The following is a 25594-nucleotide window of genomic DNA, read 5'->3' on the forward strand; positions in this document are numbered from 1 at the left end:
CAGATGGCGCGACGGGAGAGCCCGGCCTGTGGACCCGTGGCCGGAAGGTCCCCGGAGCGAACTAGGCTGGAAACCGTGGCAGGCCGGATCAAAGACGAAGACATCGCCCTCGTACGCGAGCGCACCCCCATCGCTGACGTGATCGGCGAGTACCTCCAACTGCGCAACGCCGGCGGAGGCTCGCTCAAGGGGCTCTGCCCCTTCCACGACGAGAAGTCCCCCTCCTTCAACGTCACCCCCGCCAAGAACCTCTGGTACTGCTTGGCGGGCGAGACGCGGGTACTGACCCGGGACGGGGTCAGGCCTATCCGCGAACTGGCCGGGGGCAGACACACGATCCTCACGAAGAGCGCCACCTGGGTGGAGGCGCCCTTCTACTCCTTCGGCGTGCAGCGGCTGATGCGGCTGACCCTGAGCCGGAACGGCCAGCGCAAGGAGATCCACGCCACCCCCGAGCACCGTTGGTTCGTCCAGGCGGGCAAGGACCGCTCGCAGGTGCGCGAGGTCACCACCGAGGAGCTGCGCCCTGACCACCGCCTCGCCTACGTCTTCCCGCCCAGGAAGGTCACCGGGACCACGCCCTCACCGTTCGGGGTCGCGCACGGCATCACCTTCGGTGACGGCACTCGCCTGGGGCGTGGCAGCACGGTGGAGTTGGACATCGAGAAGGACCCCGGGCTACTCAAGTGGTTCCCCAACAGTGAGACCAGCCAACGTGGCCGTCAGATCCTTGTTCACCACCTGCCCGGCTTCTTCAAGGACCTGCCGCCCCTGGACGAGTCCCATTCCTACCTCTATGGATGGCTCGCCGGGTACCTCGCCGCGGACGGACATGTCTCCAAGGACGGAACGGTCCTGCTCGACTGCGCCGACCGCTCCGTTCTGGAGCATGTCCGCATGGTCGCGACCCGGCTCGGGATCGGCACCTACGGGATCACCGAACAGGTACGTGAGGGCTTCCCCGGGCGTGAGCCCTCCTCGCTCTTGCGGGTGCACTTCGTCAACGAAGACCTGACCGAGGAGTTCTTCCTCCACGACGAGCACCGGACGCGCTTCACCGGGGCTGAGAAGAAGTTCGCCAGCCGGGGCTGGACCGTGCGCTCGGTCGAGGAGACCGACCGCTGTGAAGAGGTCTTCTGCGCCGTCGTGGACGAGGGGCACGCCTTCGTCCTCGAGGACAACATCCTCACCGGGAACTGCTTCGGCTGCGGAGAGGGCGGGGACGTCATCTCGTTCGTGCAGCAGATCGACAGCCTCAGTTTCACCGACGCGGTCGAGTCGCTGGCGCGGCAGACCGGGATCGTGCTCCGCTACGAGGAGGGCGGGCGCAGTACCTCCCGGAGGGACGAGGGCAAGCGGCAGAGATTGCTGGACGCGCACAAGGCGGCCGCCCAGTTCTACTCCGAGCAGCTGCTGTCAGCCGAGGCGGTCATCGGGCGGCGGTTCCTGGCGGAGCGGGGGTTCAACCGGGTGCACGCCGAGCAGTTCGGGCTGGGCTTCGCGCCCGCTGGCTGGCAGAACCTCACGGATCACTTGCGTACCAAGGGTTTCACCGACGCCGAGATCATCGAGGGCGGACTGGCCAGTCAGGGGCGGCGCGGGGCCTACGACCGGTTCCGGAACCGGCTGCTGTGGCCGGTGCGCGAGGTCACCGGGGAAGTGGTCGGGTTCGGTGCGCGCAAGCTGGCCGCCGAGGAGGACGGGCCCAAGTACCTCAACTCCCCCGAGAGCCCCATCTTCCACAAGGGGCGTCTGCTGTACGGGCTGGACCTGGCCAAGCGGGAGATCTCCCGGCAGAGCAAGGCGGTCATCGTCGAGGGCTACACCGACGTCATGGCCTGCCACGAGGCCGGGGTGACCACGGCGGTCGCCACCTGCGGCACCTCGTTCGGTGAGGACCACCTCAAGATCCTGCGCAGGATGCTGCTGGGCCGCTCCAACCACGGCAGCAAGGTCGTGTTCACCTTCGACGGCGACAAAGCCGGGCAGAAGGCCGCCGTGCGCGCCTTCGCCGAGGAGCACGGGTTCACCTCGGAGACCTTCGTGGCGGTCCAGCCGGACGGGCTCGACCCCTGTGACCTGCGGCTCCAACACGGCCCGCAGGCGGTGGCCGATCTCGTGGACGGGGCCAGTCCGCTGTACGAGTTCATGATCCGCAACATCGTCGAGGGCTACGACCTGTCCAGCGCCGAGGGGCGCATCGCCGCCCTGGACGCGGCGGCCCCCGTGGTGGCCAGTATCCGGGACGAGGGAGTCCGACTCACCTACGGTAAGAACCTGGACCGCTGGCTCGGGCTCATGGACGAGTCCTTCGTGCTGCGACGGGTACGCCAGCACATGGGCCGTGGCAAGGGCTCGGGCCGGCCCGGACCGCAGGCGCCGCCGGTGCCCACCCCCGACGCCCAGAGCGCCCCCTACGACCTGCGTGACCCCTCGGTGCAGCGGGAGCGGCAGGCGCTCAAGGTCGCGGTCAAGCACCCGAACCTGGCCCGGGGCTTCGACACCCTCACCGACGAGGACTTCACCGTCCCCCAGCACAGGGCCGTCCTCCAGCTCATCCGGGAACAGGGCGGGATCGCGGGCGTGACCGACCCGGAAAGCTGGGCGCTCACCCTTCGTGACGCCGCGCCGAATGATGTTCAGCGCGATTTCGTCACACGCCTGGGTGTAGAGGCGATCGAGTTCTATGGAGAACTCGACGAGCATTTCGCCCAGCAAATGCTGGACACAATTAGAACTCATTCCATCAACCGGCGCGAGTCAAACCTCAAATCCGAGCTGCACCGGATTGACCAGGCGGCTCAGCCGGAGGAGTACAACCGGATCTTCGTCGAGCTCATGCAGCTTGGCCAGCAGAAACGAGCATTGCAGGAGTCCGACTCCGGGGGTATGTAGCACGGGGGTGACAATAATAGATCTCCCTATTGGGCTAGGGGTGCGGGCACAATGTAGTGGTGGCTCCCACCGTTGTTACCAGCGAAATACCACCTATTCGTCAGGTGGTCCGACTACTACCCGACTCTGGCCGGGGAACGATGAGTCGTGGGGAGGTCGCGTCGGCTTTGGAACGCCTGGACGCGCCCCCCGACTCCCTGGACCAGACCATCACGGACCTGGCCCGTGTCGGGGTCGAGGTGGCCGAACCCGAGGAGGCGGCCCCCGTCGTCGACCCGGGCCGCCGCACCGGCTCCGACCTGGTCCGCATGTACCTGCGCGAGATCGGCCGGGTCCCGCTCCTGACCGCGCGGGAGGAGGTGGACCTGGCCAAGGCCATCGAGGCGGGTCTGTGCGCGCAGCGCCGCGAACCCGAACCGGGGTACTGCACCGCCGAGGAGCTGGCCGACCTCGTGGAGGAGGGCCGACGCGCCAAACGGCGCCTGATCGAGTCCAACCTGCGCCTGGTCGTGTCCATCGCCAAGCGCTACATGGGGCGCGGGCTGCTCTTCCTGGACCTGATCCAGGAGGGCAACCTCGGTCTGATCCGCGCGGTGGAGAAGTTCGACTACACCAAGGGCTTCAAGTTCTCCACGTACGCCACCTGGTGGATCCGCCAGGCCATCACCCGGGCCATCGCCGACCAGGCCCGCACCATCCGTATCCCGGTGCACATGGTCGAGACCATCAACAAGCTCGTGCGGGTCCAACACCAGCTCCACCAGCAGCTCGGCCGCGAACCCAGCGTCGCGGAGATCTCCTCCGCCGCGGGCTTCGGCGGGGACCGGGTCCTGGAGATCCAGCGCATCGCCCGCGAACCCGTCTCCCTTCAGGCGCCCATCGGCGACGAGGAGTCCGACTTCGGAGACTTCATCGAGGACTCCGACGCGGTGATCCCGGTGGAGGCGGCCGCCTTCACCCTGCTCCAGGAACAGCTGCGGGTGCTCCTGGGGGACCTCTCCGAACGCGAGCAGCGCATCATCCGGCTGCGCTTCGGCCTGGCCGACGGCCATCCGCGCACCCTGGAGGAGGTGGGAAGGGAGTTCGGGGTCACGCGTGAGCGGATCCGGCAGATCGAGGCCAAGACCCTCGCCAAGCTCCGCCACCCCTCGCGGGCGGGCACCCTGAAGGACTTCCTGCGCAGCGGCTAGAGGTGGACAGCGGTGGCTGAGGGCCCCGAACACCGGAGCTGAACCGCCCGGGTCTCATGTGTGACCGCGCCTACAACGTGTGGGGCGGCGCGCGGGTTCCCGCACGTCCCGGAACGGCCTGATCTGGCCGACATGGGACGAACATCCCGCCCCGGTGCCGCCGTGCCCCTACCTTCGAGGTGTGAACGCCATTCCGACCCCGCCCACGTCCAGGACGCCCGTCGGACGGCGTCCGCTGCTGGTACTGGGCGCGGCCGCCGTCGCAGTAGCACTACTCGTGGGAACCCTCGTGCTCATGAACCAACGCGAACCCGAGCGGATCGGGTACTTCGCCGACTGGAACGTGGCCAACCGCGGCTACACCGTCAACGAGCTGCGCAACAGCGGAGCCCCCGAGCACCTCACCAGACTCATGTGGGCCTTCGGCAACATCGACCGCGACGGTCTGTGCTTCATCCCCGAGGACAGCCACGACCAGCCCTGGGAGCTGTACCAGCGCCGCTACGGCGAGGACGAGAGCGTCAGCGGCGAGGCCGACGAGTACGAGCAGGAACTGGCGGGTGGCCTCAACCAGCTGCGCCAGCTCCGCGCCGAGTACCCGGACCTGGGCGCGAGCCTGTCCCTGGGCGGCTGGAACTGGTCGGTGAACTTCTCCACCGCGGCCCGCACCGAGGAGTCCCGGGAGGCCTTCGTGACCTCCTGCCTGGACCTGTGGCTGCGCGGCAACCTCCCGGTGCGCGGGGGCGAGCCCCAGGGCGGCGAGGGCGTGGCCGCCGGGGTCTTCGACGGCATCGACCTGGACTGGGAGTGGCCGGGCGGGCAGGGCAACCCCGACAACGTGGAGCACCCCGACGACGCGCGCAACTTCACCCTGCTGGTCGCCGAGTTCCGCCGCCAGATGGACGAGCTGTCCCGCGAGACCGGGGACGACTACCTCCTGTCCGTCTCCCTGCCCGGGGGAGCGGCGCACACCGAGGCCTTCGAGGCGGAGCTCTTCGAGTACGTCGACTTCGCCACCGTGCAGGGCTACGACTTCGCCGGGCCCTGGAACGAACGCACCACCCACCACTCCAACCTCTACGTCCCCGACTACAACGAGGACGCCAACAGCGTGGACGCGGCCATCCAGCGCTACCTGGACCTGGGCGCCAGCCCGGATCAGATCGTGATGGGCATCCCGGCCTTCGGACGCGGCTGGCAGGGCGTGCCCGCCCAGGACGGGGGTCGCTACCAGGAAGCCTCCGGCCCGGCCGACGACGACTACGACGGCCCCACCCGCCCCTTCGACCAGCTGGAGGAGATGGACGGCCGCCGCTTCCTGGACGAGGACTCCGGATCCTACTGGGTCTACGACGGCGACGAGTGGTGGACCTACGACAACCCGGACGTGATCGAGCTCAAGGGCCAGTACGTGCAGGACCACGACCTGGCCGGGATGATGGTCTGGAACCTGGACATGGACCCCGACGGCGACCTGGTCCGCACCATGCACGAGTCCCTGGACTGACTGTGAGGATGTGTAGTGGCCGTCCGCACGGGCACGTGGCAGGAGCGGCCGCCGGACCCGCGCGCCGTGGTTGCCACGCCGCCACCGCCCGCGACACGCTGTGGGCATGGCCGACCCGCAGAGCAGCACCGCACGCACGGGCCCTCCCGCAGGCCCCTCCGCACGCCCCGACCTTCCCGCACTCCGCCGTGACCTCGAAGCCGGCGTCCAGGGAACCGTCGCCCTGGACGCGGGCACCCTCGCCCTGTACACCTCCGACGCCTCCAACTACCGCCGCGTCCCGCTCGCGGTGGTCATCCCCGAGACCGTCGACGACTGCGTGGCCGCCGTCCGCGCCTGCGCCGCGCACCAGGTGCCGATCATCCCGCGCGGCGGCGGCACCTCCATCGCCGGGAACTCCGTCGGCACCGGCGTGGTCATCGACACCTCGCGCCACCTGCGCGCCATCATCGACATCGACCCGGCGGCCCGCACCGCCACGGTCCAGCCCGGGGTCATCCTCGACGACCTGCGCGCCGCCGCCGCCGAACACGGGCTCACCTTCGCCCCGGACCCCTCCACGCACAGCCGCTGCACCATCGGCGGGATGATCGGCAACAACGCCTGCGGCTCCCACTCGGTCGCCTGGGGCACCACCGCCGACAACGTCCTCTCCCTGGACCTGCTGCTCTCCGACGGCACCCGCCTCACCGTCGGCTCCGAGCACACCGCTGAGGAGTTCGCCGAACTGGCCGCACGCCCCGGCCGCGAAGGGGAGGTCCACGCCGCCCTGGGCCGCCTCGTGGAGACCCACCGCTCCGAGATGCGCACGACCATGCCCCAGTTCCGGCGCCGCGTCTCCGGCTACGCCCTGGACCGCCTGCTCCCGGAGAAGGGCCGCGACGTCGCCGCCGCCCTGGTGGGCACCGAGGGCACCTGCGCCATGGTGCTGGGCGCCACCGTCCGCCTGGTGGAGTCGCCGCCCGCCCGCGCACTGGCGGTGCTGGGCTACGAGGACGCCCCGGCCGCCGCCGACGCCGTCCCCGGGCTCCTGGAGCACTCCCCGCTCACCGTCGAGGGCCTCAACGACCGCATCGTGGCCGCACTGGACCGGCACGGGTCCACATCCCGGGTCCCGCTGCCGCTGGGCCGCGCCTGGCTGCTGGTGGAGATCGCCGGTCAGACTGAGGACGAGGCGGCCGTCGCCGCGCAGACCATGATCGACTCCCTGGACGAGTCCGACCGGCCCCGCGACGCCGCCGTGGTCACCGACCCCGCCCACCAGAAGGCCCTCTGGCGGATTCGCGAGGAGGGCGCCGGGCTCACCTCCCGCAGCCCCACCGGCGCCGAGGCGTGGTCCGGCTGGGAGGACGCCGCGGTGCCGCCGGAGAACCTCGGCGACTACCTGCGCGACTTCGAGGGCCTCATGGCCCGCCACGACCGCTACGGGGTCGTCTACGGCCACTTCGGCGACGGCTGCCTGCACGTGCGCATCGACTTCGAGCTCACCCACGAGCGCGGCCGCCGCGCGTACCGGGCCTTCATGGAGGAGGCCGCCGAGATCGTGGTGCGGCACGGGGGTTCGCTCTCCGGCGAGCACGGCGACGGACAGGCCCGCTCCGAACTCCTCAGCCGTATGTATCCCGAGAGCATCATCCGCGCCTTCGGCGAGTTCAAGCGCGTCTGGGACCCGGACAACCTGATGAACCCGGGCATCATCGTCGACCCGCTGCCGCTGGACTCCGACATCCGGGTCGCCACCGACCTGCGCCCCGAGCTCCCGCTGCTGTCCCAGACCACTTTGGCCTACAACGAGGACGACGGCGACTTCGCCAAGGCCCTGCGCCGGTGTTCGGGGGTGGGCAAGTGCCGCCGCCAGAGCGGCCCGGGCGTGATGTGCCCCAGCTACCAGGTGACCCAGGAGGAGAAGCACTCCACCCGCGGTCGCGCCCACCTGCTGTTCGAGATGGCCAACGGCGAGGTCATCACCGACGGCTGGCGTTCGGAGGAGGTCCGCGAGTCCCTGGACCTGTGCCTGTCCTGCAAGGGCTGTCTGAGCGACTGCCCGGTCAACGTGGACATGGCCTCCTACAAGGCCGAGTTCCTGCACCAGCACTACAAGGGCCGGGTGCGCCCGGCCGCGCACTACTCGATGGGGTGGCTGCCGGTGCTGGCCCGCCTGGCCGCCCTGGCCCCGGTGGAGGCCAACCGGCTGGTGCGGCTGCCCGGGGTGTCCGCACTGGCCAAGAAGATGGCCGGTGTGGCCGCCCAGCGCGACCTGCCCGCCTTCGCCCGCACCACGTTCACCCATGCCTTCCGCCGCCGCCTGAACCGGGGTGAGGGCCGTCATGGCGGTCCCAAGGTGGTGCTGTGGCCGGACACCTTCGGCAACCTGCTCAACCCGAACGTCCTCGTCTCGGCCGTGCGGGTGCTGGAGGACGCCGGTTTCTCCGTGGTACTGCCCAAGGGGCAGGTCTGCTGCGGGCTCACCTGGGTCTCCACCGGCCAGCTGGACGTGGCCCGCGCGGTGATGCGCCGCGCGGTCGCGGCCCTGGCGCCGCTGGTCTCCCAGGGGCTGCCGGTGGTGGGCCTGGAGCCGAGCTGCACGGCGGCGCTCAAGCACGACCTCCTGGAGCTGCTGCCGGGGGAGGAGAGCAAGCGGGTGGCGGCCGCGGTGCACACCTTCGCGGGCTTCCTCAACGAGTACGCCCCGGACTGGCAGCCGCCGCGCGTGGCCGCCTCCGCGCTGGCCCAGGTGCACTGCCACCAGCACGCCGTGACCGGCTTCGACGCCGACCGGGACCTGATCGCCAGGGCCGGGATCGACGGCGAGGTACTGGACTCGGGCTGCTGTGGGCTGGCGGGCGACTTCGGCTTCACCGAGGGGCACTACGAGGTGTCCTCGGCGATCGGCGAACGCGAACTCCTGCCCCGGGTGCGCGCCGCCGACCCCGACACCCTGGTCCTGGCCGACGGCTACAGCTGCCGCACCCAGATCGAACAGGGCGCGGGACGCAAGGCCCTGCACCTGGCCGAGGTCCTCGCCCAGGGCCTGGACAAACGGAAGTAGGGGAGCGCGCTCACACGCCCATCTGTTCGCGGAGCAGGGCCAGGGCCCGGGAGACGGCCTCGGAGAGGCGCGGATCCTCCGGGTCCAGGTCCTCGCCCAGGTGCACCCGCCAGTCGATCTCACTGCCCAGCGGGGCGCGCCGGGCCACCAGTCGGAAGCCGGTGGTGGACTCGGTGGAGGGGAAGGGGACGAAGCGGTTCACCAGGATGGTGGAGGTGACCCGTTCGGAGACGGTCTCGGCCATGCGCCGGTAGTCCACCGGGTCACCGGTGAGTTCGGTGCGCAGACGCACGGTGTGCTCGCCCACGCCCTCCTCCACGAAGGTGAGCGCGTCGGGGCTCCACCGTGCGCGGTCGATGTCCTGCCAGAGCACGGCGCGCCCCTCGGGCAGGTACAGGGCGCGGGTGGTCGCGACCAGGACGGCCCCGCCGGGGGCCGGGGAGTCCCCGGCCGGGGCGGCGACGGGTGCCTGTGCGAGCACCCGTTCACCGCGCTCCAGCCGGGAACGCACCTGTTCGGGGAGGTGGGGTCCGAACAGAGCCATAGTCAGAAGTCCCGGTCCTCGGGCCTGCTGTCCCGGGTCCGGCCCTCCTCGGGGCCGTGCCCGGGCCGTGTCCCGTTGGCCACGCTGGTCTCCCACTCCATGAGCTGGACCTCCTCGTCGGTGGGGCGCGCGAGGAAGTCCCGCACCGAGGTGACGGGCATCTTCTCCACGGCCTTGTCGTAGACGGCCCGTCCGGCCTTGCTGGTCTGGGCGCCGACGACCCCGGCCACCTCCTGGACCAGCGGGCTGTCGGCCACCTTGCGGGCGGTGCGGGCGAGCTGCTCGTAGCGGGCCCTGCCCGCCTTGGCACCCAGCACGTATCCGATGGCGAGTCCGGCGACGAACGTGATCCGGTAGCGCATGGCTCCCTCTTTACGGACTTGGTGACGGTCGGAGTGCTCCGTGCCCGACGTTACCTTCCCGTGGTTCGGGCCACACGAGCCGACACCGGTCACGAGCACTCTTGAACGGTCACGAGCACTCTCGAAGCGCGCTAGTCTATTCATGTCGCCGAGGCCGCAGGGCTTCGGGGCGGTGTCGATCCCGCGTAGCTCAATCGGCAGAGCAGCCGGCTGTTAACCGGCAGGTTACTGGTTCGAGTCCAGTCGCGGGAGCAGCAGAGAAAGGGCCCATCGGAGAGATCCGGTGGGCCCTCTTCGTGTCGGGACCCCCCCGGCCCGCGGGTGACCTGTAGGGGATGATCCGCGGGGCGGCGGGCAGGCTGACGGGTTGCGTGCACGTGAGTGTCCGGTGGGGTGAGCTGGGCTGCACAGGGCGAAAAGGCGTCGCGAGCACCCTCGTGGAGGCGCTAGGATTGTGCATGTCGCCGAGGCCGCAGGGCTTCGGGGCGGTGTCGATCCCGCGTAGCTCAATCGGCAGAGCAGCCGGCTGTTAACCGGCAGGTTACTGGTTCGAGTCCAGTCGCGGGAGCAACATCAGGGCCCTACTTATCCAAGTGGGGCCCTTTGTCGTGGATGCTGTGGATCTCGTCGTGGGTGAAGTCCGCGAAGGGAGGCCGGAACGGACATCCGGATGCCCGGGACCGACGGCCTCGCCGCCCCTCGGGAGGTTACGGCGGACCCTGCCCCGGCGCGGACCAGGGTCGTGGTTCTGACCACCTTCGAGATCGATGACCACGTTTACCAAGCGTTGCGGGCCGGGGCGAGCTGTTTCCTCGGCAAGGGAGTGGAACCGTCCGCTCTGGTAGACGGTGTCCGCGCGGTCGTGCGCGGTGACGCCCCGCTGTCGCCGGCAGCGGCCAAGGGGCTGATCCGGCGTTTTCTGGAATCCCCGGTGCCGGTGGTCACCGCAGCGCATCCGGGCATGGCGGAGTTGACCGCGAGGGAGCGGGAACTGACGGCTCTGGTGGCGGAGGGCCTGTCGAACGCAGAAATCGCCGACCGACTGTTCCTCTCACCTTTGACGGTGAAGACTCACGTCAATCGCGCGATGACCAAGCTCGGATCGCGGGATCGAGCACAGTTGGTGGTGGCCGCCTACAAGGACGGGTTGGCCGAACCGTTGGTTTGACGAGGACGACCCATCGCGGCTGCGGGGGTCGAGAGCGGCGCCGGGCCGCGTTGGCGGACGGGGCTACCCTCGCCCGCTGCCGGGCCCGGGGGCTCCAACGCGGGTGCGAGGGTGGTGTGGGCTCAGATGCGCCCCATGCCGCCGATGATGAGTTGCTGGTTGCGCTGTGGCATCGCGTAGCTCCCGGGGGCGGGGGGATCCACCTGCAGGGGGTGCCACTTCTGGGTCTGGAGCAGGCCCGGGGTCACCGTCTCCCAGCCGTCGAAGAGCGAGGCGATCTCCTTCTCGGTCCGCCAGTAGCCGTGCCCGAGGTGTTCGGTGAACAGGCGCTGGAGCTGCTCCGCCCGGAGCGCGCTCTTGGGGCTGCGCGCGGGGTCGGGGCGGCAGTAGTGGCTGAGGGCCATGTGGCTGCCGGGGGCCAGGGCCTCGCGGAGTTCCGCGATACCGCGGGCGGCCGCCTCGAAGTCGCTCAGGTGTGAGACGGCGCCGGTGAGCAGGAGCCCGATCGGCTGGTCCAGGTCGAGCAGCTGGCTGCTCTCCGGGTCGTGCAGGAGGCTGCGGGCCTCTCCCAGCCCGCCCCGCACGGCGGTGGTGGTGCGTCCGTCGCGGATCAGTGCGAGGTGGTTGGTGAGGACCACGGGGTCCTCGCTGGCGTAGACGACCCGGGCGTCGGGGATGCTCTCGTGGGCGATCTCGTGGGGGTCCCCGGGCGCGGGCATTCCGGACCCCACCTGGAGGAACTGGCGGATGCCCACTTCCGCGGCCAGGTGGCGTACTGCCCGCTGGAGGAAGGCGCGTTCCCCCAGGACGATGTCGACGAAACCGGGCACGGCGCGCTCGGCTTTGACGGCCAGATCACGGTCGACCGCGAAGTGGTCCTTGCCCTCGAGGTGGAAGGAGCGCAGTCGGGTGATGCTGGCGCTGACCAGGTTGACGGGCGGCGGAGGTTTGGCCCTGACGTGTTTGTCCCCCGCCTGCCTCAGGAAATCGGGGGAGGTGAAACGAGACATCGCCGTCCTCTTGTCTGAGGTGGGGAAGTGCGGTCGACTCCCAGGTTTCTGGGAAGGTCCCGTGCGGGACCGCGTCAAGGGATTCTATTCCGCGTTGGCGCGGTTGTTAACCGACTCCAGGATACAGGTGGTAAAAAACGTCGCCTGAGGTTGCCCTTGAAGGTGCGCGCGCTACGTGTTAGGACGGCCTTGAGTGAACACGCACTTATACACCCAATGTCCATTATGCGAGGAATGGGGCCAGAGTCACCGGCCCCACCCCGGCACCGGTGCCCCCCCCGAGCCACCTCGGAGGCTCGAAACCTCCCCGCTCTTCGGGCTTCACCGGGGGAACCGGCCGAGCGGCGCCACCCGGGGTCCCGGCCGGGGAGGTCCTCCTGTGCCCCCGCGAACCCCTCCGAAGGGCCCGGGTCGTGGGTCCCGAACGGTCGCGGAAGCCGAAACAGCCGCGGTCGCCGATGGCGAAATCGGCGCGTATTCTCCCTAACGGCACCGCTGCCAGCGACAATCCCCGCTGAGCGCGGTTAAGCCATTCACGCACTTCTCCAGTGGTAGGCCCCGGAAAAGGAAGAGCGCGGGGAAGAGAACACGCGCCCGCGCACGCCCTCGGACTTCACCCGCGCGAACGCCGTTAACCTGGGGGCATGGACCGTCCCTACACCATCCTGAGCTGCGCGATGTCGATCGACGGACGCATCGACGACACCAGCCCCGAACGCCTGCGCCTGTCCAACGAGGCCGACTTCGCCGAGATCGACGAACTACGCGCCGGATGCGACGCGATCCTGGTCGGCGCGGGCACCCTGAGGGCCGACAACCCCCGCCTCCTCGTGCGCTCACCGGTCCTGCGCGAGCACCGCCGCGAACAGGGGCGTACCGAGAACCTGCTCAAGGCCGTGGTCACCCGGGGCGGCGACGTGGACCCCGGCGCGCGCTTCTTCTCCACCGGCGACGCGGGCGCGGTCGTCTACACCGGCGGGCCCGGCGTGGCCACCGCCACCGAGCGCCTGGCCGGACGCCCTGACACCGACCCGCCCGCCGAGGTCGTGGACGCGGGAGACCCGCCCACCGCCGAGGCGATCCTGAACGACCTGGCCGGCCGGGGCGTCACCCGGTTGCTGGTCGAGGGCGGCGGACACATCCACACCCTGTTCCTCACCTCTGGCCTGGCCGACGAGCTCCGGCTGGCCGTCGCCCCGTTCCTGGTGGGTGAGGAGGACGCTCCGCGCTTCGTCATGCCGGGTGCCTACCCCTACTCCCCGCAGACGCCCATGCGCCTGGTGGAGGCCCGTTCCCTGGGCGGGATCGCGGTGCTGCGGTACGCACTGAACCCGGGGGAGCGGTGATGGACCTGACCGGGAGCACCGGCGGCCCCGGCCCGGCGGAGGGGGCGGCCGACCGTTTCTGGCTGACGGCGGCGATCCAGCTGTCCCGCTCCTGCCCGCCCTCGAGCACCGCTTTCTCCGTCGGTGCCGTTGTGGTCTCCGCGCGGGGACAGATCCTCGGCGAGGGCTACTCGCGCCGCGACGACCCGCACGACCACGCCGAGGAGGTGACCTTCCGGGGGATCGACCCCGAGGACCCGCGCCTGAGGGAGGCGACCGTCTACACGTCCCTGGAACCGTGCAGCTCACGGGCCTCACGCCCGCGCTCGTGCACCGAGCTGATCCTCTCCACGCCCGTTCCGCGCGTGGTCCTGGCCTGGCGTGAACCGGCCCTGTTCGTGGACTGCGACGGCGCCGAACGCCTGACCGCCGCCGGACGTACCGTGGTCGAACGCCCCGACCTCGCCGAGGACGTCCGCGAGGTCAACGCCCACCTGCTGAACTGATCGGGGACACTTCACCCCACCGGGTTGTCCACAGGAGGGCGGGTCCGCACTGGCGAGAACGCCCCGCCCCGGTGTCTCCTTGTACTGGGGGAGCCTTCCGTCTCGCCCACCTCAGCATGCCCAGAAACCTCGCAAAAACGCGGACGGGGCCCTCCCCGCCCCAGATGCTGTTGCCGCATCTGGTTGGGGTCCGGGGGTGGTTTCCGGCAGTGGGTTCGAGGGCTTGGGGTGGGTGGAGGTGTCCGAAACCCGGGCTGGCAGGTGTCCGTTGCTTCCGTAACCGTCAGGTTCTCGGTGATCTTGCTACCAGGAGCAAGTTCGGCGCTGAACTTGCTCCTGGTAGCAAGATCACGCTGAAAGGAGGGGCCGAAACCGGTCCGGGTCCGGCCGGGGTGGTGCTTGGATCGGTCTGTCCACCGGGCCGGGTAGGGGGTCCCGCCGGGGCGGGAGCGGTGTCTTCGCTGTTGCTGTTCGTCGGGGTGCGTGACCGGCCGCGACACGGCCAGGCCTCGCGCGCAGGCCGGTGGAGGGTACCGCGCCGTTGCCGTTGCCGTTGCCGTTGCCGTTGCCGTTGGGCCCCTTCGGGGCCCGTCTGTCACCCAGACCACTCCTCCCCCGTTTCCCGACAGCCGCCCACCGCCGTCGCAGCGAAGCGGGTCAAGGTGGACCCGGCCAAGCCGCGACGGCGACCACCTTGACGCGCGCAGCGCAGACGGCAACCACCAAGCGGCGGGCAACGGGGGCCCAGCCCGGACTCCCCCCGGGTTTGCCAACGGCATCCGCCCCGGGAAGGCCCCCACCAACGGCTCAGGCCCGGCTAGAGCCGGTTCACGTCCGTCACGTGCACCACAGCGCGCCCCTCGGCGTTCGACGCGGCCAGGTCGACCTCCGCGCTGATCCCCCAGTCGTGGTCACCGGCCGGGTCGGCGAGGATCTGGCGGACCCGCCACATGTCATCCTCCTCCTCGATGAGGAGCATCTTCGGACCGCGCGCGTCCGGACCGGTACCGATCTGGTCGTGCTCGGCGTAGTACGCCTCCACGGCCTCGGCCCACTCCTCGCCGCTCCACTCGTCGTCCTCGGACAGCTTGCCCAGGTCGCCGTAGCGCCGCCGGGAGGCCAGCTCCACGCGGCGGAACATCTCGTTGCGGACCAGCACCCGGAAGGCACGGGCGTTCGCGGTGACCGGGCGGACCTTCTCCTCGACCTCCGCGCCCTCGCCCTCGGCCTCCTCCTCCGGGTTGGTGAGCTGCTCCCACTCGTCCAGGAGGCTGGAGTCCACCTGGCGCACCAGCTCGCCCAGCCACTCGATGAGGTCGCGCAGCTCCTCGGTCTTGGCGTCGTCCGGCACCGTCTGGTTGAGCGCCTTGTACGCGCTGGCCAGGTAGCGCAGCACCAGTCCCTCGGAGCGGGCCAGCTCGTAGTAGCCCACGTACTCCACGAAGTTCATCGCGCGCTCGTACATGTCACGGGCGATGGTCTTGGGCCGCAGCGGGTGGTCGCCCACCCACGGGTGGCCGGTCCGGTAGACCTCGTAGGCGTGGTTGAGGAGCTCCTCCAGCGGCTTGGGGTAGTCGACCTCCTCCAGCAGCTCCATGCGCTCCTCGTACTCGATGCCCTCCATCTTCATTTCCTGGACGGCTTCGCCACGCGCCTTGTTGAGCTGGGCACCGAGGATCTGACGCGGGTCGTCCAGGGTGGACTCCACCACGGTGAGCGCGTCCAGCGGGTAGGTCGGCGACTCCACGTCCAGCAGGTCCAACGCGGCCAGCGCGAACGTGGACAGCGGCTGGTTGAGCGCGAAATCGGCCTGCAGGTCCACGGTGAGCCGCGCGGTGCGGCCCTGCTCGTCCGGTTCGGGCAGGGTCTCCACGATCCCGCCGTCCAGCAGCGACCGGTAGATGGAGACCGCGTCGTGGATGTGGCGGCGCTGTGTCTTGCGGTCGTCGTGGTTCTCGGTGAGCAGGTACTTCATGGCGGTGAAGCAGTTGCCCGGCCGCCCGATCACGCTCAGCAGCATCGCGTTGCTCACCCGGAACCGCGAGTTCAGCGGCTCGGGCTCGGACTCGATGAGCTTGCGGAAGGTCGCCTCGTCCCAGGACACGAACCCGTCGGGGGCCTTCTTGCGCACCACCTTGCGCCGCTTCTTGCTGTCGTCGCCCGCCTTGGCCAGCGCCTTCTCGTTCTCGATCACGTGCTCGGGGGCCTGGGCGACCACGTTGCCGACGGTGTCGAACCCGGCCCGCCCGGCACGCCCGGCGATCTGGTGGAACTCGCGGGCCCGGAGCCTGCGCACCCGCACCCCGTCGTACTTGCTCAGCGCGGTGAACAGCACGGTGCGGATGGGCACGTTGACGCCCACGCCCAGGGTGTCGGTGCCGCAGATGACCTTGAGCAGCCCGGACTGGGCCAGCCGCTCGACCAGGCGCCGGTACTTGGGCAGCATCCCGGCGTGGTGCACGCCGATGCCGTGCCGCACGTAGCGGGACAGGTTGCGACCGAACTTGGTGGTGAAGCGGAAGTTGCCGATCTCCTCGGCGATCTTCGCCTTCTCCTCCTTGGTGCACATGTTGATGCTGGTCAACGACTGTGCGCGCTCCACGGCCTGCGCCTGGGTGAAGTGCACGATGTACACGGGCGCGTGCCCGTCGCCGAGGAGTTCCTCGAGGGTCTCGTGCAGCGGGGTGACGCGGTAGTCGTAGTAGAGGGGGACCGGGCGCTCGGCGGAGGCGACCACGGCGGTCGACCGTCCGGTGCGCTTCTCCAGGTCCTCCTCGAACCGGCTGACGTCGCCCAGGGTGGCCGACATCAGCAGGAACTGCGCCTGGGGCATCTCCAGCAGGGGCACCTGCCACGCCCACCCGCGGTCGGGTTCGGCGTAGAAGTGGAACTCGTCCATGACGACGGTGTTGATGTCGGCGTCCCTGCCCTCGGCCAGGGCGATCTGGGCGAGGACCTCCGCCGTGCAGCACACGATGGGAGCGTCGGCGTTGACGCTGGCGTCACCGGTCATCATGCCGACGTTCTCGGTACCGAAGATCTTGCACAGGTCGAAGAACTTCTCCGACACCAGGGCCTTGATCGGCGCGGTGTAGAACGCGCACTCGTTCCGTGCCAGGGCGGCGAACAGCGCGCCGGTGGCGACCAGGCTCTTGCCGGAGCCGGTGGGGGTGTTGAGGATGACGTTGGACCCGGAGACCACCTCGATGAGGGCCTCCTCCTGGTGCGGGTAGAGGGTGATGCCCCGCTCCTCGGCCCACAAAGCGAACGCCTCGAAGAGGGAATCGGGTTCTGGTTCGGCCGGAAGCACATCGATGAGACTCACGGTCTCTATACTGCCCGCTTTCCGCACCCCTTCGGGACACGGCGGGGGGTTCGTCCGCTCACCAGGGCCTTGTGCGGTCGCGAACTCCCACACACGCGAAGGGCACGCCCCCGTGAGGAGGGCGTGCCCGTGACAGCCACGCGCCGCGGACCTACGAGCGGACCCGCTGACGGAACTACTAGACGAGGCCGAGCTTCTTGACGGTGTCGCGCTCCTCGACGAGCTCCTGCACCGAAGCGTCGATACGGCCGCGGGAGAACTCGTCGATCTCCAGGCCCTGCACGATCTCCCACTTGCCGTCCTTGGAGGTGACGGGGAAGGAGGAGATGAGGCCCTCGGGCACGCCGTAGGAACCGTCGGACGGGATGGCCGCGGAGGTCCAGTCGCCCTCGGGGGTGCCGTTCACCCAGTCGTAGACGTGGTCGATGGCGGCGTTCGCGGCCGAGGCGGCCGAGGACGCGCCACGGGCCTCGATGATCGCGGCGCCGCGCTTGGCGACGGTCGGGATGAAGTCGTTCTCCAGCCAGGCCTGGTCACCGACGGCCTTGGCGGCGTTGGCGCCGTTGACCTCGGCGTTGAACAGGTCCGGGTACTGGGTGGCGGAGTGGTTGCCCCAGATCGTGAGCTTCTTGATGTCGTTGATCGACACGTCGAGCTTCTTGGCGAGCTGGGTCAGCGCGCGGTTGTGGTCCAGACGCGTCATCGCGGTGAAGCGCTCGGCCGGGACGTCCGGGGCGTGGCTCTGCGCGATGAGGGCGTTGGTGTTGGCCGGGTTGCCGACCACCAGGACGCGGATGTCGTCGGCGGCACCGGCGTTGATCGCCTCACCCTGGGGCTTGAAGATGCCGCCGTTGGCCTGGAGCAGGTCACCGCGCTCCATGCCCGGGCCGCGCGGACGGGCGCCGACCAGCAGGCCGACGTTGGCACCCTCGAACGCCTTGTTGGCGTCGTCGAAGATGTCGATGCCCTGGAGCAGCGGGAAGGCGCAGTCGTCAAGCTCCATCGCCGTGCCCTCGGCGGCCTTGACGGCCTGCGGGATCTCCAGCAGGCGCAGCTTCACCGGGGTGTCGGCGCCGAGCAGCTGACCGGAGGCGATCCGGAACAGGAGGGCGTAGCCGATCTGGCCGGCGGCGCCGGTGACGGTGACGTTGACGGGTGCTTTGGACATGCGTGAACTCTCCTGACGACGATGTGCGACCCGCGATGTTACCAACGGGTTCGAGGCGGCTCCGGTGCCGGGCCCAGGGGGTACGGCCAGGCGCGCGCCGCACCATCACACCCTAGACCGCTCCCCGGCGCCGTCCGCGACCAAGGTGCGGTCTAACGCTGCGCGCGTCGCCGCCCACGGCCTCACGTGCGTCGTTGTCCGGCCTGTCTCCAGTGTTGCTCCCGGGTGTGGGCAAGCCCTGCGGCGCAACGGATTTACCGCGAGGAAACGGCGGACACACCCTGTTAGGATGACGTTTGCTGGCGACAGGGGGCCGGTAGCTCAGTTGGTTAGAGCAGGGGACTCATAATCCCTGGGTCGCGGGTTCGAGTCCTGCCCGGCCTACACCTCTCACCTGTGTGGAAACCCCCTCCACGCGGCGCCGACGGCACTCTCGGGCCGTCGGCGCACCCACCCCTTCAATTGCTGAACCGGGGTGGCGTGCGCGGACTATCTCGCTTTTCGTGACGTTTGTCCGAATGGCTCCCTTTTCTGGTTTTCCGGTGCTGCGTGTCCAGCGAAGACCGTGTTCTCCGCCGGAAACGGACAGCACCGAAACCTCACCGCCCGGGGCCCGTTCGTTCGGCGGGCTCCCGGGGTGATCGACGCGATGGCCACGTGGTCAGTCGTCGCCCACCATCTGTTTGACGAAGGACCGGTAGTCGCGCAGGACCAGCCGCAGCGCCTCGGTGTCGGCCTCGGTGTCGTTCCAGACCGAGCGCAGCGAAGCCCGGCGCGCCTCGATCTCGGCTATCAGGGCGTCGGCGACCTCATCGGCCAACGCGTCCGCCTCACGCACCGAGCGCGGGGGGTCGTCCACGAACTCGCCCTGCGCTTCGGTCCAGCGCTCACGCACCTCGTGTGTGACCAGACCGCGGGGGCGGAGGCGCCAGGTTCGGGAAGGGTCGGGGGTTCGGCGGGATCTGGCCTGCTGGGGCACGCGCACCTCGGTCGTCTCGGTCACGTCGGTCGTCGTGGCCTTTCCACCGGTCTCGTCTTCGCCGCCGGTTCCGACTCGCCCGGCGGGCTCGGCCGGGGCGGCAGACTCGGGGGCCGACACCGGTTGTGGGGGTTTCGGTTTCTCGACGGGCTCGGGGTCGATCCGTTTCGCGCCCGGCCGGTGCCGGGGTCGCACTGGGCGATCCGCCATGTCAACCTCCCTCGTGATGGCTACTCCGTCTGTTCCGCCTGCGCGGGGGGCGTTCCGGTCTCCCGGCCGTTGCCCTTCCTGTGCTCCTTGGGGAGGCCGCCGAGCAGGGCCTCCACCAGCTCCCGGTAGGCCAGCAGCGCTTCGCGCAGGTTCTCGGTGGCCGTCTGGTCCGCCTCTGCGAGGTGCCCGGCCGCCCAGGTGGCGCGGTAGCGGGCGACCGCCTCGGGGTGGTCCACGGACAGATCCTTGGCGCGTCTTTCGAAGCTCGCGTCGTCGTGGACACCGCCCTCGGCCATCGGGCCGTCGGGGTAGCCCAGGTCCCGCATGATGCTGTCGGTGAGGCTGCGCGCGCCGCGGACCGACCCGACGGGGTCGTCCACGAACTCCCCCTGAACCGCGGTCCATGCGTCGGCGTGTGCCGCGGCCTCCTCCCGGGTGAGCTCACGCAACTCGGTGCCCCCGCGCTCACGGAGCCGTTCGGTGAGGTCCCGCTCGGCATCCGCCCTGTCGCCGTACACCTCCAGAGCGTGGTCGTACTCGGGGCCGAAGCGTCTTCTGAGGCGGTTGGTACGAAGGGCGGGGAGGAGCACCAGCTGAGCGGCGGCCGCGGCTCCTCCGGCGATGACGATCACGACTATGACGATGATGACGATCGTTCCGGTCTCCACGGGGGGTACCTCCTGACCGCCCTTTTGCCCTCAAGGGGCGGGTACGAAACGCCACGTTCCGTGTGCCTGCGGACTTTCCGCAGTTCGGGGCGGATGCGAAGAGAGCACCGGGTTTCCCGGGGGTGGTTCCGGAGTGTCGCAGGGGGCCGTCGGGTCGGGGCCGAAAGCGAATGCGAGGCCCCTCGAACACGGGGTCGGCACCCCCGTTCTCCCCTAAACTGGCGGCCGGTCGGCGGCCGCCATGTCCCATGTCTCCCGCGTCCGGTGCAACCACCGCGCCGGGGTTCGTCGGGCCAGTGGGTGGCTCAGACGTGTACGGGAGCATCCGCCGCCTCCGGGGGACGCGGACACCGGAGCGCGCCCGGGGCGGCCGGGAGGAACAGACGGGGAGGAAGGCGTGTGGTGGACGGGGGGCGAACAGGCACGGGCGCCGCGAACCCGAAGGCCACGGTCTGGGACCACGTCCTGCGGGGCGTCTCCGTCCTCGCGGTGTTCCTGCTTGTGCTGACCGCCTTCAACACCACGGTCACCCCCGACGTCACCGCGCACCCCGCCGACGACTCCGACGAACCCGCCGCGCAGCCGCTGTCCGCCCTCATGGATCGGATCGGGATCTCCCCGGACGGCTCCGCCGGCGCCGGGGACCTCGACCACGCGGGCAACAGCCTGTCCGCGCGCGGCCTGGCCGCGGCCGGCTGGCACCCCGGCGGAGAGGTCGTCCTGCTGGACACCCCGCTCGAACTCCCCGTCTACGGTCCCGGACGCCCCGACCACGTGATCTCCGACGGCCAGTCCGTAGCGCTCGCCGCCGAGCCCGCCGAGTTCCAGTCCGTGACCTTCCTGGTCACCGGGACCCGGACCGACGGCACCGGCGAGGACGTGCGGGGCAACGGCCGGGTGGTCTACTCGGACGGCACCACCAAGGACTTCCCGTTCTCGGTTCCGGACTGGGCGGCGGGCCCGGCCGGGGACGCGGTGCTGTCCCTGCCCTACGCCAACTCGGCCACGGGTTTCGGGCAGGACACCATCGGCTCGGTACGCCTGTACGCCCGTTCCGTGCCGCTGGACCCCGACCGCGAGGTCGACCACGTCATCCTGCCCACGGTCCTGGACGACGACGCCAGCCTGCACGTGTTCTCCGTGGGCGGGCGGTCCGCGGCGCAGTCCTGGACCGGTACCTGGGCCCGCGCCACCTCCGGGTACGCCGAGGTGGGCCCGTGGGAGGACCAGACGCTGCGCCTGACGGTGCGCACCACCACCGGCGGCTACAAGGCCCGGATCCGGCTCGACAACACCTTCGCCTCCCGCCCGGTCGCCATCGGCGCGGCCTCCATCGCCCTGCGGGACGAGGACGCGGCCACGCACGGCGCGGCCACCCGCGGCGCGGCGGTCCCGCTCACCTTCGACGGCGTACCCGGAGCGGTCATCCCGGCCGGGGGCAGGCTGGTCAGCGACCCCGTCGACATCCTCCTGCCGCCGCAGACCCAGCTCCTGGTCAGCTTCCACCTGCCCGAACGGGTCACCGCTGCGCCGGTGCACTACGCCTCGGTGGACACCAACTACACGAGCGTGCCCGGCAGCGGCAACCAGACCATGGACGGCACCGGCGAGCCGTTCACCGGGCTGGTGGACCGGTGGCCGTTCCTCACCGGGATCGAGATTTCGGACGGCCCGGGTGCGGTGGTGGCCTACGGCGACTCCATCACCGACGGCCTGCGTTCGGGCCGGGACGCCTACACGCGCTGGCCGGACGTGCTCAGCGCGCGGCTGCACGCCAGCCCGGACCTGCCCAACCCGGGGGTGCTCAACCTCGGGGTGGCGGGCAACCGGATCACCTCGGACGGCTACCCGGGCGAGGGCGTGTCCACCTACGCCAGCGGAGTGAGCATGCTGCACCGCGCCCAGCGGGACGTCTTCTCCCAGAACGGGGTGGACTCGGTGGTGGTCTTCGCCGGGATCAACGACCTGCGTTGGGGCGCACACCCGGACGAGGTGGTCGCGGGGCTGAGGCGGCTGGCCAACACCGCGAACGAACACGGAGTGCGGGTCTTCGTGGCGACCCTGGTGCCCTGCGCGGGGGAGGCCCGGTGCACTCCGGAGGTGGACCAGGGACGTGAGTACGTCAACGCCCACCTGCGGGAACAGGCGCAGGACACGGCCTCCTCGGCCTTCGACGGGGTGTGGGACTTCGACGCGGTGCTGCGCGACCCGATGGCGCCGGACCGGCTGCGCCCGGAGTACGACTCCGGCGACCACCTGCACCCCAACGAGGCCGGGCTGAGGGCGATCGCGGAGTCGGTGGACCTGTACGAGCTGATCGGCGACTGACAGCCCCCGCCGGTGCGGTCAGCGCGGGTACTGGAGGTGGTGGTGGATCACCAGGTCGACGTAGACGCCGCCGAGATCGCTGAGGCTGAGTCCGGCCTCGGGGTCGTACCAGTGCAGCAGTGAGTCGAAGGTGTCCAGGACGGAGTCGGTGGCCTTGCCGGTGTCGCGGATGGGGAACTGTCCGGCGGCCACCCCCGCCACGATGATCCCGTGCACGTGCGCGCGGAAGGTCCGGTGCAGCGAGCTGATCTCGCGGTGTCGGGCGGGGTTGATGGCCCGCAAGGTCGGTAGCAGGTCCTGGCTCAGGGCGATGGCGGCACGGTGTTTCCAGCCGGAGCTCACGTGCCTGCGGACGAGGTCGGACATGCGTTCGGTGGGCGGCCGCTCGGGGTCGTCGGCCGCCAGCTGGGTGTTGACGCGTTCTCGGGTGGCACGTAACACGACGGCGTAGGTCAGGTCGAACCTGGTGGGGAAGGCCCGCCTGAGGCATGCCGCGTCGGTGTCGGTCTCGGCCGCGATCCGGTGGGTCAGATCGGACATGGCCATGCCGCGGGAACCGTGCTCGGCGAACAGGCGGGCCGCGCAGTCCAGGACGGGGGCTGTCGTGCGAAGCGCGTGAGGGGAGAGGTCGGCCGTCATGCGTGGGTTTCTCGTCGGTCGGTGTGCACCGCAAAGGGGAGGGAACTCCAGGGTATCCGCGAGCGGGTGACAAAACGTGTGGAACAGCGGAACTCATTGGCCAAAGCGGATTTTTTTGGTGCGCATGGTGTTCATGTGCGCAATGACATTATTTATGGGTGTCGTGTGCTGTTTCTCCAGGGCGGCCAGTGGGCCGTCGCGGGCCCCCGGCCTGCTGTCTCAGTGCTTCCTCAGGTCGGTCCGGTGGGCGGGTTCGTTCCCTGTGCGACTCCTTGGAAGGAGCCCTGGGAGGCGCTTTGTTCCGCGTTGCGAACGCCGTTGTGGACGGCGTTGTCAATGGCGTTATGGTGCGTCCCCTGGTGCGCCTCGTGCGGTGTCACCGATGGCCCCTGCGGAGTTCCCGGCACAACCCCCTGAGGGGTTTCCTGGGCGCGGCCGGAAGTCAGCGAAACCAGGTCGTCGACGCGTTCGGTGGCCAGAGCGTCCACACCCATGCCGATGAGCCGGGCCATCTCCGGGAACTCGTTCACGGTCCATGCGACCACCCGATAACCGTGCCGGTGTATCTCACCGATCCTCTCCCGGTCCAACAGGGTGTAGTGCGCCCCCAGGAACGTCGGACGCAACGCGTGTGCCACCTCCTGCGGCGGTGGTCCGGGCTGCTCCCAGGCCAGCATCAGCCGCGCACCGGGGCTCCGGGCGCGCAGGGCCCGCAGGGTCTCCAGCGGCCCGGTGAACAGCGCCTGGTCGCCGAAGCCGTGCTCACGCAGGACCTGGTCGGCGGCGAGCGCGGCCTCCGGCGAGGTGACGTCGATCAACAGGGGCGAGGCGTCCCGGCCGCAGAACTCGGCCAGCACCTCCATCAGTGTGGGTACGCGCCGCTCCACGTCGTCGCGGGTGGCGGCAAGTTCGGCCAGGGTCAGATCACCGACCTGGCGGGGCGGGGAACCCGGGGCGGTCACGACACGTTCGTCCACCAGGACCGGGTACCCGTCCGAGGTCAGGTGGACGTCGATCTTGACCAGGTCCACTCCGGCGCGCAAGGCTGAGCGCAGGGCCGGAAGCGTGTTACCCGGGAATCGTGCGGTGTCTCCGCGTAGTGCGATGGACAACGTCATGCAGTCAAGAGTGGCAAAAAGCAGCGCGTTACGTGGCGCAAACAGGAAAAACGCCCACCAAGGCGTTCGGGTGGGGCCCGTGCGAGCGGTGCGCGGCGCCGGTACGTACGGTGCTGAGGTCCGACCGTGGTGGGATTGCGAGCGGACTCACGTCGCCAGGACACCGTCCTGGGTACAGCTACCTGGGAAACTTTGTTACTGGGTGTCGTGATGGCACGGCGCCCCAAGGCCGGCCCCCGAGTGTGAGGCGAACGATGATCCCGGACCAACGGCGAGAGCACATCCTGAAGCTCCTCCAGGAGCGGCACGTGCTGAGTATCAACGAGCTCACGTCGATGCTGTCCGTGTCCCACATGACGGTGCGTCGCGACATCCAGGCTCTGGAGAACGACGGCAAGGTCCTGTCGGTCACCGGTGGTGTGCGGCTGGCCGCGCGGCTCAAGAGCGAGCCCTCCTACCTGGCCAAGGCCCAGCTGGAGGTGCCCGCCAAGCGCGCCATAGCCCGCGCCGCGGCCGACCTGGTGCGCGAGAACTTCACCATCTACCTGGACGCGGGCACGACCACCCTGCAGATGGTGCCGCTGCTCACCGACAAGGTCGGGCTGACCGTCATCACCAGTGACTTCAACGTCGTCGGCCACCTGATGGAGTACCCGGGGATCGAACTGATCCACACCGGGGGCGTGGTCTCGCACTCCGACCACTCCTCCGTCGGCCAGTTCACCGCGGACTTCCTCCGCCAGGTCAATGTCGACCTCGCCTTCATCGCGAGCAGCTCCTGGGACGCCGAACGCGGCTCGACCACGCCCTCCGAGGCCAAGGTGACCGCCAAGCAGGAACTGCTGCGCATCGCCTCCAAGAGTGTCCTGGTGGTGGACAGCACCAAGTACGGCAAGTTCGGCACCTTCCGGGTGGCCCGCCTGGAGGAGTTCGACCTGATCATCACCGACGACCGCTTGCCGCGCTCCGCGGTGGACGAGCTCGGCGAGCGCGACATTCGCCTCAAGACCGTTCCGGGCGAGTAGCCCCGCTCCTCCTCAGGTTTCCCAGATTCCCCGCGCAGAGCGCTCTTTCCTCGCAGGGAGCGCTCTGTCCGGGGACATCAGTCCTCGTCGGTGTCGGGGTCGGCGGGCACGAACAGTGCGAGTTCGGTGCCGTCGGGGTCCTGGAAGACCAGGGTCGAGCCCTCCGCGGTGTGGGCCACCGGGGTGTGTTCCACATCCATCCGGGTGAACCGGTCCTCCCAGGCCTCCAGCACGCCCGGGTTGGCCACGGCCAGGGTCAGGCGGCCCAGGCCGCAGCGGCGGCTGTCGAAGCGGCCCTTGAAGTTGTCCTGGTGCTGGACGAGCTCGATCACCGGTCCGCCCGGAAGCTGGAACACGGTCTGGCGCGGGCCGCCCCGGCTTTCGGGGCGTTGCGGCTGCAGCCCCAGGACGGAGCGGTAGAAGTGCGCGCTCACGTCGTGATCGCGTACGGACAGGGTCACGCGCGCGACCCCGGCGAGTGGAGGGGACGGCGGAGAAGCTACACGGAGCAGGCTGGCACGGGGCGCGAGCGCCTTGAACAGATCAAGCACGATTGTTAAGCCTAGGCTCGGAACCGG

18 protein-coding genes, 3 tRNA genes and 1 pseudogene are annotated in these 25594 nt (G+C 69.9%); 12 read left to right on the forward strand and 10 right to left on the reverse strand.

All coding sequences use genetic code 11. From position 1 onward, the window contains the following. Nucleotides 1-75 precede the first annotated feature (75 nt). The 4 genes from dnaG to NE857_RS10860 all read left to right on the forward strand — a co-directional run bounded on the left by dnaG (nt 76) and on the right by NE857_RS10860 (nt 8641). The gene (gene dnaG / locus NE857_RS34475; protein WP_344013172.1) at nt 76-2895 is read left to right on the forward strand and encodes a DNA primase; all 2820 of its coding nucleotides are present in this window, start codon (nt 76-78) and stop codon (nt 2893-2895) included. A 104-nt stretch (nt 2896-2999) separates the two neighbouring features. After that, complete coding sequence (gene rpoD, locus NE857_RS10850; protein WP_254420877.1) at nt 3000-4085, forward strand: RNA polymerase sigma factor RpoD; 1086 nt, start codon at nt 3000-3002, stop codon at nt 4083-4085. Between the two features lie 181 nt (nt 4086-4266). Further along, nucleotides 4267-5592, forward strand: a complete 1326-nt coding sequence (locus tag NE857_RS10855; protein ID WP_254420878.1) for a glycoside hydrolase family 18 protein — start codon at nt 4267-4269, stop codon at nt 5590-5592. A 106-nt stretch (nt 5593-5698) separates the two neighbouring features. Then, nucleotides 5699-8641, forward strand: a complete 2943-nt coding sequence (locus NE857_RS10860; RefSeq protein ID WP_254420879.1) for an FAD-binding and (Fe-S)-binding domain-containing protein — start codon at nt 5699-5701, stop codon at nt 8639-8641. A 10-nt stretch (nt 8642-8651) separates the two neighbouring features. Here NE857_RS10860 and NE857_RS10865 read toward each other — a convergent pair whose 3' ends face one another. Together NE857_RS10865 and NE857_RS10870 are read right to left on the reverse strand one after the other, a co-directional pair. Continuing rightward, on the reverse strand, nt 8652-9185 hold the full coding sequence (locus NE857_RS10865) for a hypothetical protein (RefSeq protein ID WP_254420880.1): 534 nt from the start codon (nt 9183-9185) through the stop codon (nt 8652-8654). 2 nt (nt 9186-9187) lie between these two features. Next, complete coding sequence (locus NE857_RS10870) at nt 9188-9547, reverse strand: hypothetical protein (protein WP_254420881.1); 360 nt, start codon at nt 9545-9547, stop codon at nt 9188-9190. 179 nt (nt 9548-9726) lie between these two features. Here NE857_RS10870 and NE857_RS10875 point away from each other — a divergent pair. The 3 genes from NE857_RS10875 to NE857_RS10885 all read left to right on the forward strand — a co-directional run bounded on the left by NE857_RS10875 (nt 9727) and on the right by NE857_RS10885 (nt 10715). Further along, nucleotides 9727-9799 (forward strand) — tRNA-Asn (locus NE857_RS10875). A 243-nt stretch (nt 9800-10042) separates the two neighbouring features. After that, nucleotides 10043-10115, forward strand: a tRNA-Asn gene (locus NE857_RS10880). A 102-nt stretch (nt 10116-10217) separates the two neighbouring features. After that, nucleotides 10218-10715 (forward strand): response regulator transcription factor, encoded by a 498-nt coding sequence (locus NE857_RS10885; protein ID WP_254420882.1) that lies wholly within the window; start codon nt 10218-10220, stop codon nt 10713-10715. Nucleotides 10716-10837: 122 nt separating this feature from the next. Here the strand turns inward: NE857_RS10885 and NE857_RS10890 are convergent, their stop codons facing one another. Beyond that, nucleotides 10838-11725 (reverse strand): SAM-dependent methyltransferase, encoded by an 888-nt coding sequence (locus NE857_RS10890; RefSeq protein ID WP_254420883.1) that lies wholly within the window; start codon nt 11723-11725, stop codon nt 10838-10840. Between the two features lie 644 nt (nt 11726-12369). On the opposite strand from NE857_RS10890, the gene NE857_RS10895 reads away from it, so the two are divergent. Together NE857_RS10895 and NE857_RS10900 are read left to right on the forward strand one after the other, a co-directional pair. Continuing rightward, nucleotides 12370-13071, forward strand: coding sequence for a RibD family protein (locus NE857_RS10895; protein WP_254420884.1), 702 nt, complete (start codon nt 12370-12372; stop codon nt 13069-13071). Continuing rightward, on the forward strand, nt 13071-13556 hold the full coding sequence (locus NE857_RS10900) for a cytidine/deoxycytidylate deaminase family protein (RefSeq protein ID WP_254420885.1): 486 nt from the start codon (nt 13071-13073) through the stop codon (nt 13554-13556). Before NE857_RS10895 ends, NE857_RS10900 begins: the two co-directional genes overlap by 1 nt. An 817-nt stretch (nt 13557-14373) precedes the next feature. Here the strand turns inward: NE857_RS10900 and NE857_RS10905 are convergent. Together NE857_RS10905 and NE857_RS10910 are read right to left on the reverse strand one after the other, a co-directional pair. Then, entirely contained in the window at nt 14374-16866 is a 2493-nt protein-coding gene (locus NE857_RS10905) for a DEAD/DEAH box helicase (RefSeq protein ID WP_254421933.1), read from the reverse strand. 193 nt (nt 16867-17059) lie between these two features. After that, on the reverse strand, nt 17060-18049 hold the full coding sequence (locus NE857_RS10910; RefSeq protein WP_254420886.1) for a malate dehydrogenase: 990 nt from the start codon (nt 18047-18049) through the stop codon (nt 17060-17062). 310 nt (nt 18050-18359) lie between these two features. Between NE857_RS10910 and NE857_RS10915 the strand changes: the two genes are divergently transcribed. After that, nucleotides 18360-18433: transfer RNA gene (locus NE857_RS10915), tRNA-Ile, on the forward strand. Between the two features lie 277 nt (nt 18434-18710). On the opposite strand, the gene NE857_RS10920 is transcribed toward NE857_RS10915, so the two are convergent. After that, nucleotides 18711-19052, reverse strand: coding sequence for a hypothetical protein (locus NE857_RS10920; RefSeq protein WP_254420887.1), 342 nt, complete (start codon nt 19050-19052; stop codon nt 18711-18713). Between the two features lie 206 nt (nt 19053-19258). Next, the gene (locus NE857_RS10925; protein ID WP_254420888.1) at nt 19259-19906 is read right to left on the reverse strand and encodes a hypothetical protein; all 648 of its coding nucleotides are present in this window, start codon (nt 19904-19906) and stop codon (nt 19259-19261) included. 399 nt (nt 19907-20305) lie between these two features. Here NE857_RS10925 and NE857_RS10930 point away from each other — a divergent pair, with 399 nt between their 5' ends. Then, nucleotides 20306-22234, forward strand: coding sequence for a GDSL-type esterase/lipase family protein (locus tag NE857_RS10930; protein ID WP_254420889.1), 1929 nt, complete (start codon nt 20306-20308; stop codon nt 22232-22234). Nucleotides 22235-22252: 18 nt separating this feature from the next. Here NE857_RS10930 and NE857_RS10935 read toward each other — a convergent pair whose 3' ends face one another. Next, the gene (locus NE857_RS10935; RefSeq protein ID WP_254420890.1) at nt 22253-22873 is read right to left on the reverse strand and encodes a TetR/AcrR family transcriptional regulator; all 621 of its coding nucleotides are present in this window, start codon (nt 22871-22873) and stop codon (nt 22253-22255) included. Nucleotides 22874-23289: 416 nt separating this feature from the next. After that, nucleotides 23290-23991 (reverse strand): annotated as a pseudogene (locus NE857_RS10940) (glycerophosphodiester phosphodiesterase); the annotation flags it as partial. Between the two features lie 254 nt (nt 23992-24245). Here NE857_RS10940 and NE857_RS10945 point away from each other — a divergent pair. After that, nucleotides 24246-25016 carry a DeoR/GlpR family DNA-binding transcription regulator gene (locus NE857_RS10945; RefSeq protein ID WP_254420891.1) on the forward strand — a complete coding sequence of 257 codons (771 nt, stop codon included), beginning with the start codon at nt 24246-24248 and terminating at the stop codon, nt 25014-25016. Nucleotides 25017-25093: 77 nt separating this feature from the next. Here NE857_RS10945 and NE857_RS10950 read toward each other — a convergent pair whose 3' ends face one another. Next, on the reverse strand, nt 25094-25477 hold the full coding sequence (locus NE857_RS10950; protein WP_254420892.1) for a VOC family protein: 384 nt from the start codon (nt 25475-25477) through the stop codon (nt 25094-25096). Nucleotides 25478-25594: the final 117 nt, after the last annotated feature.

This window comes from Nocardiopsis exhalans (genome assembly GCF_024134545.1).
In the GTDB taxonomy this organism is placed as follows: domain Bacteria; phylum Actinomycetota; class Actinomycetes; order Streptosporangiales; family Streptosporangiaceae; genus Nocardiopsis; species Nocardiopsis exhalans.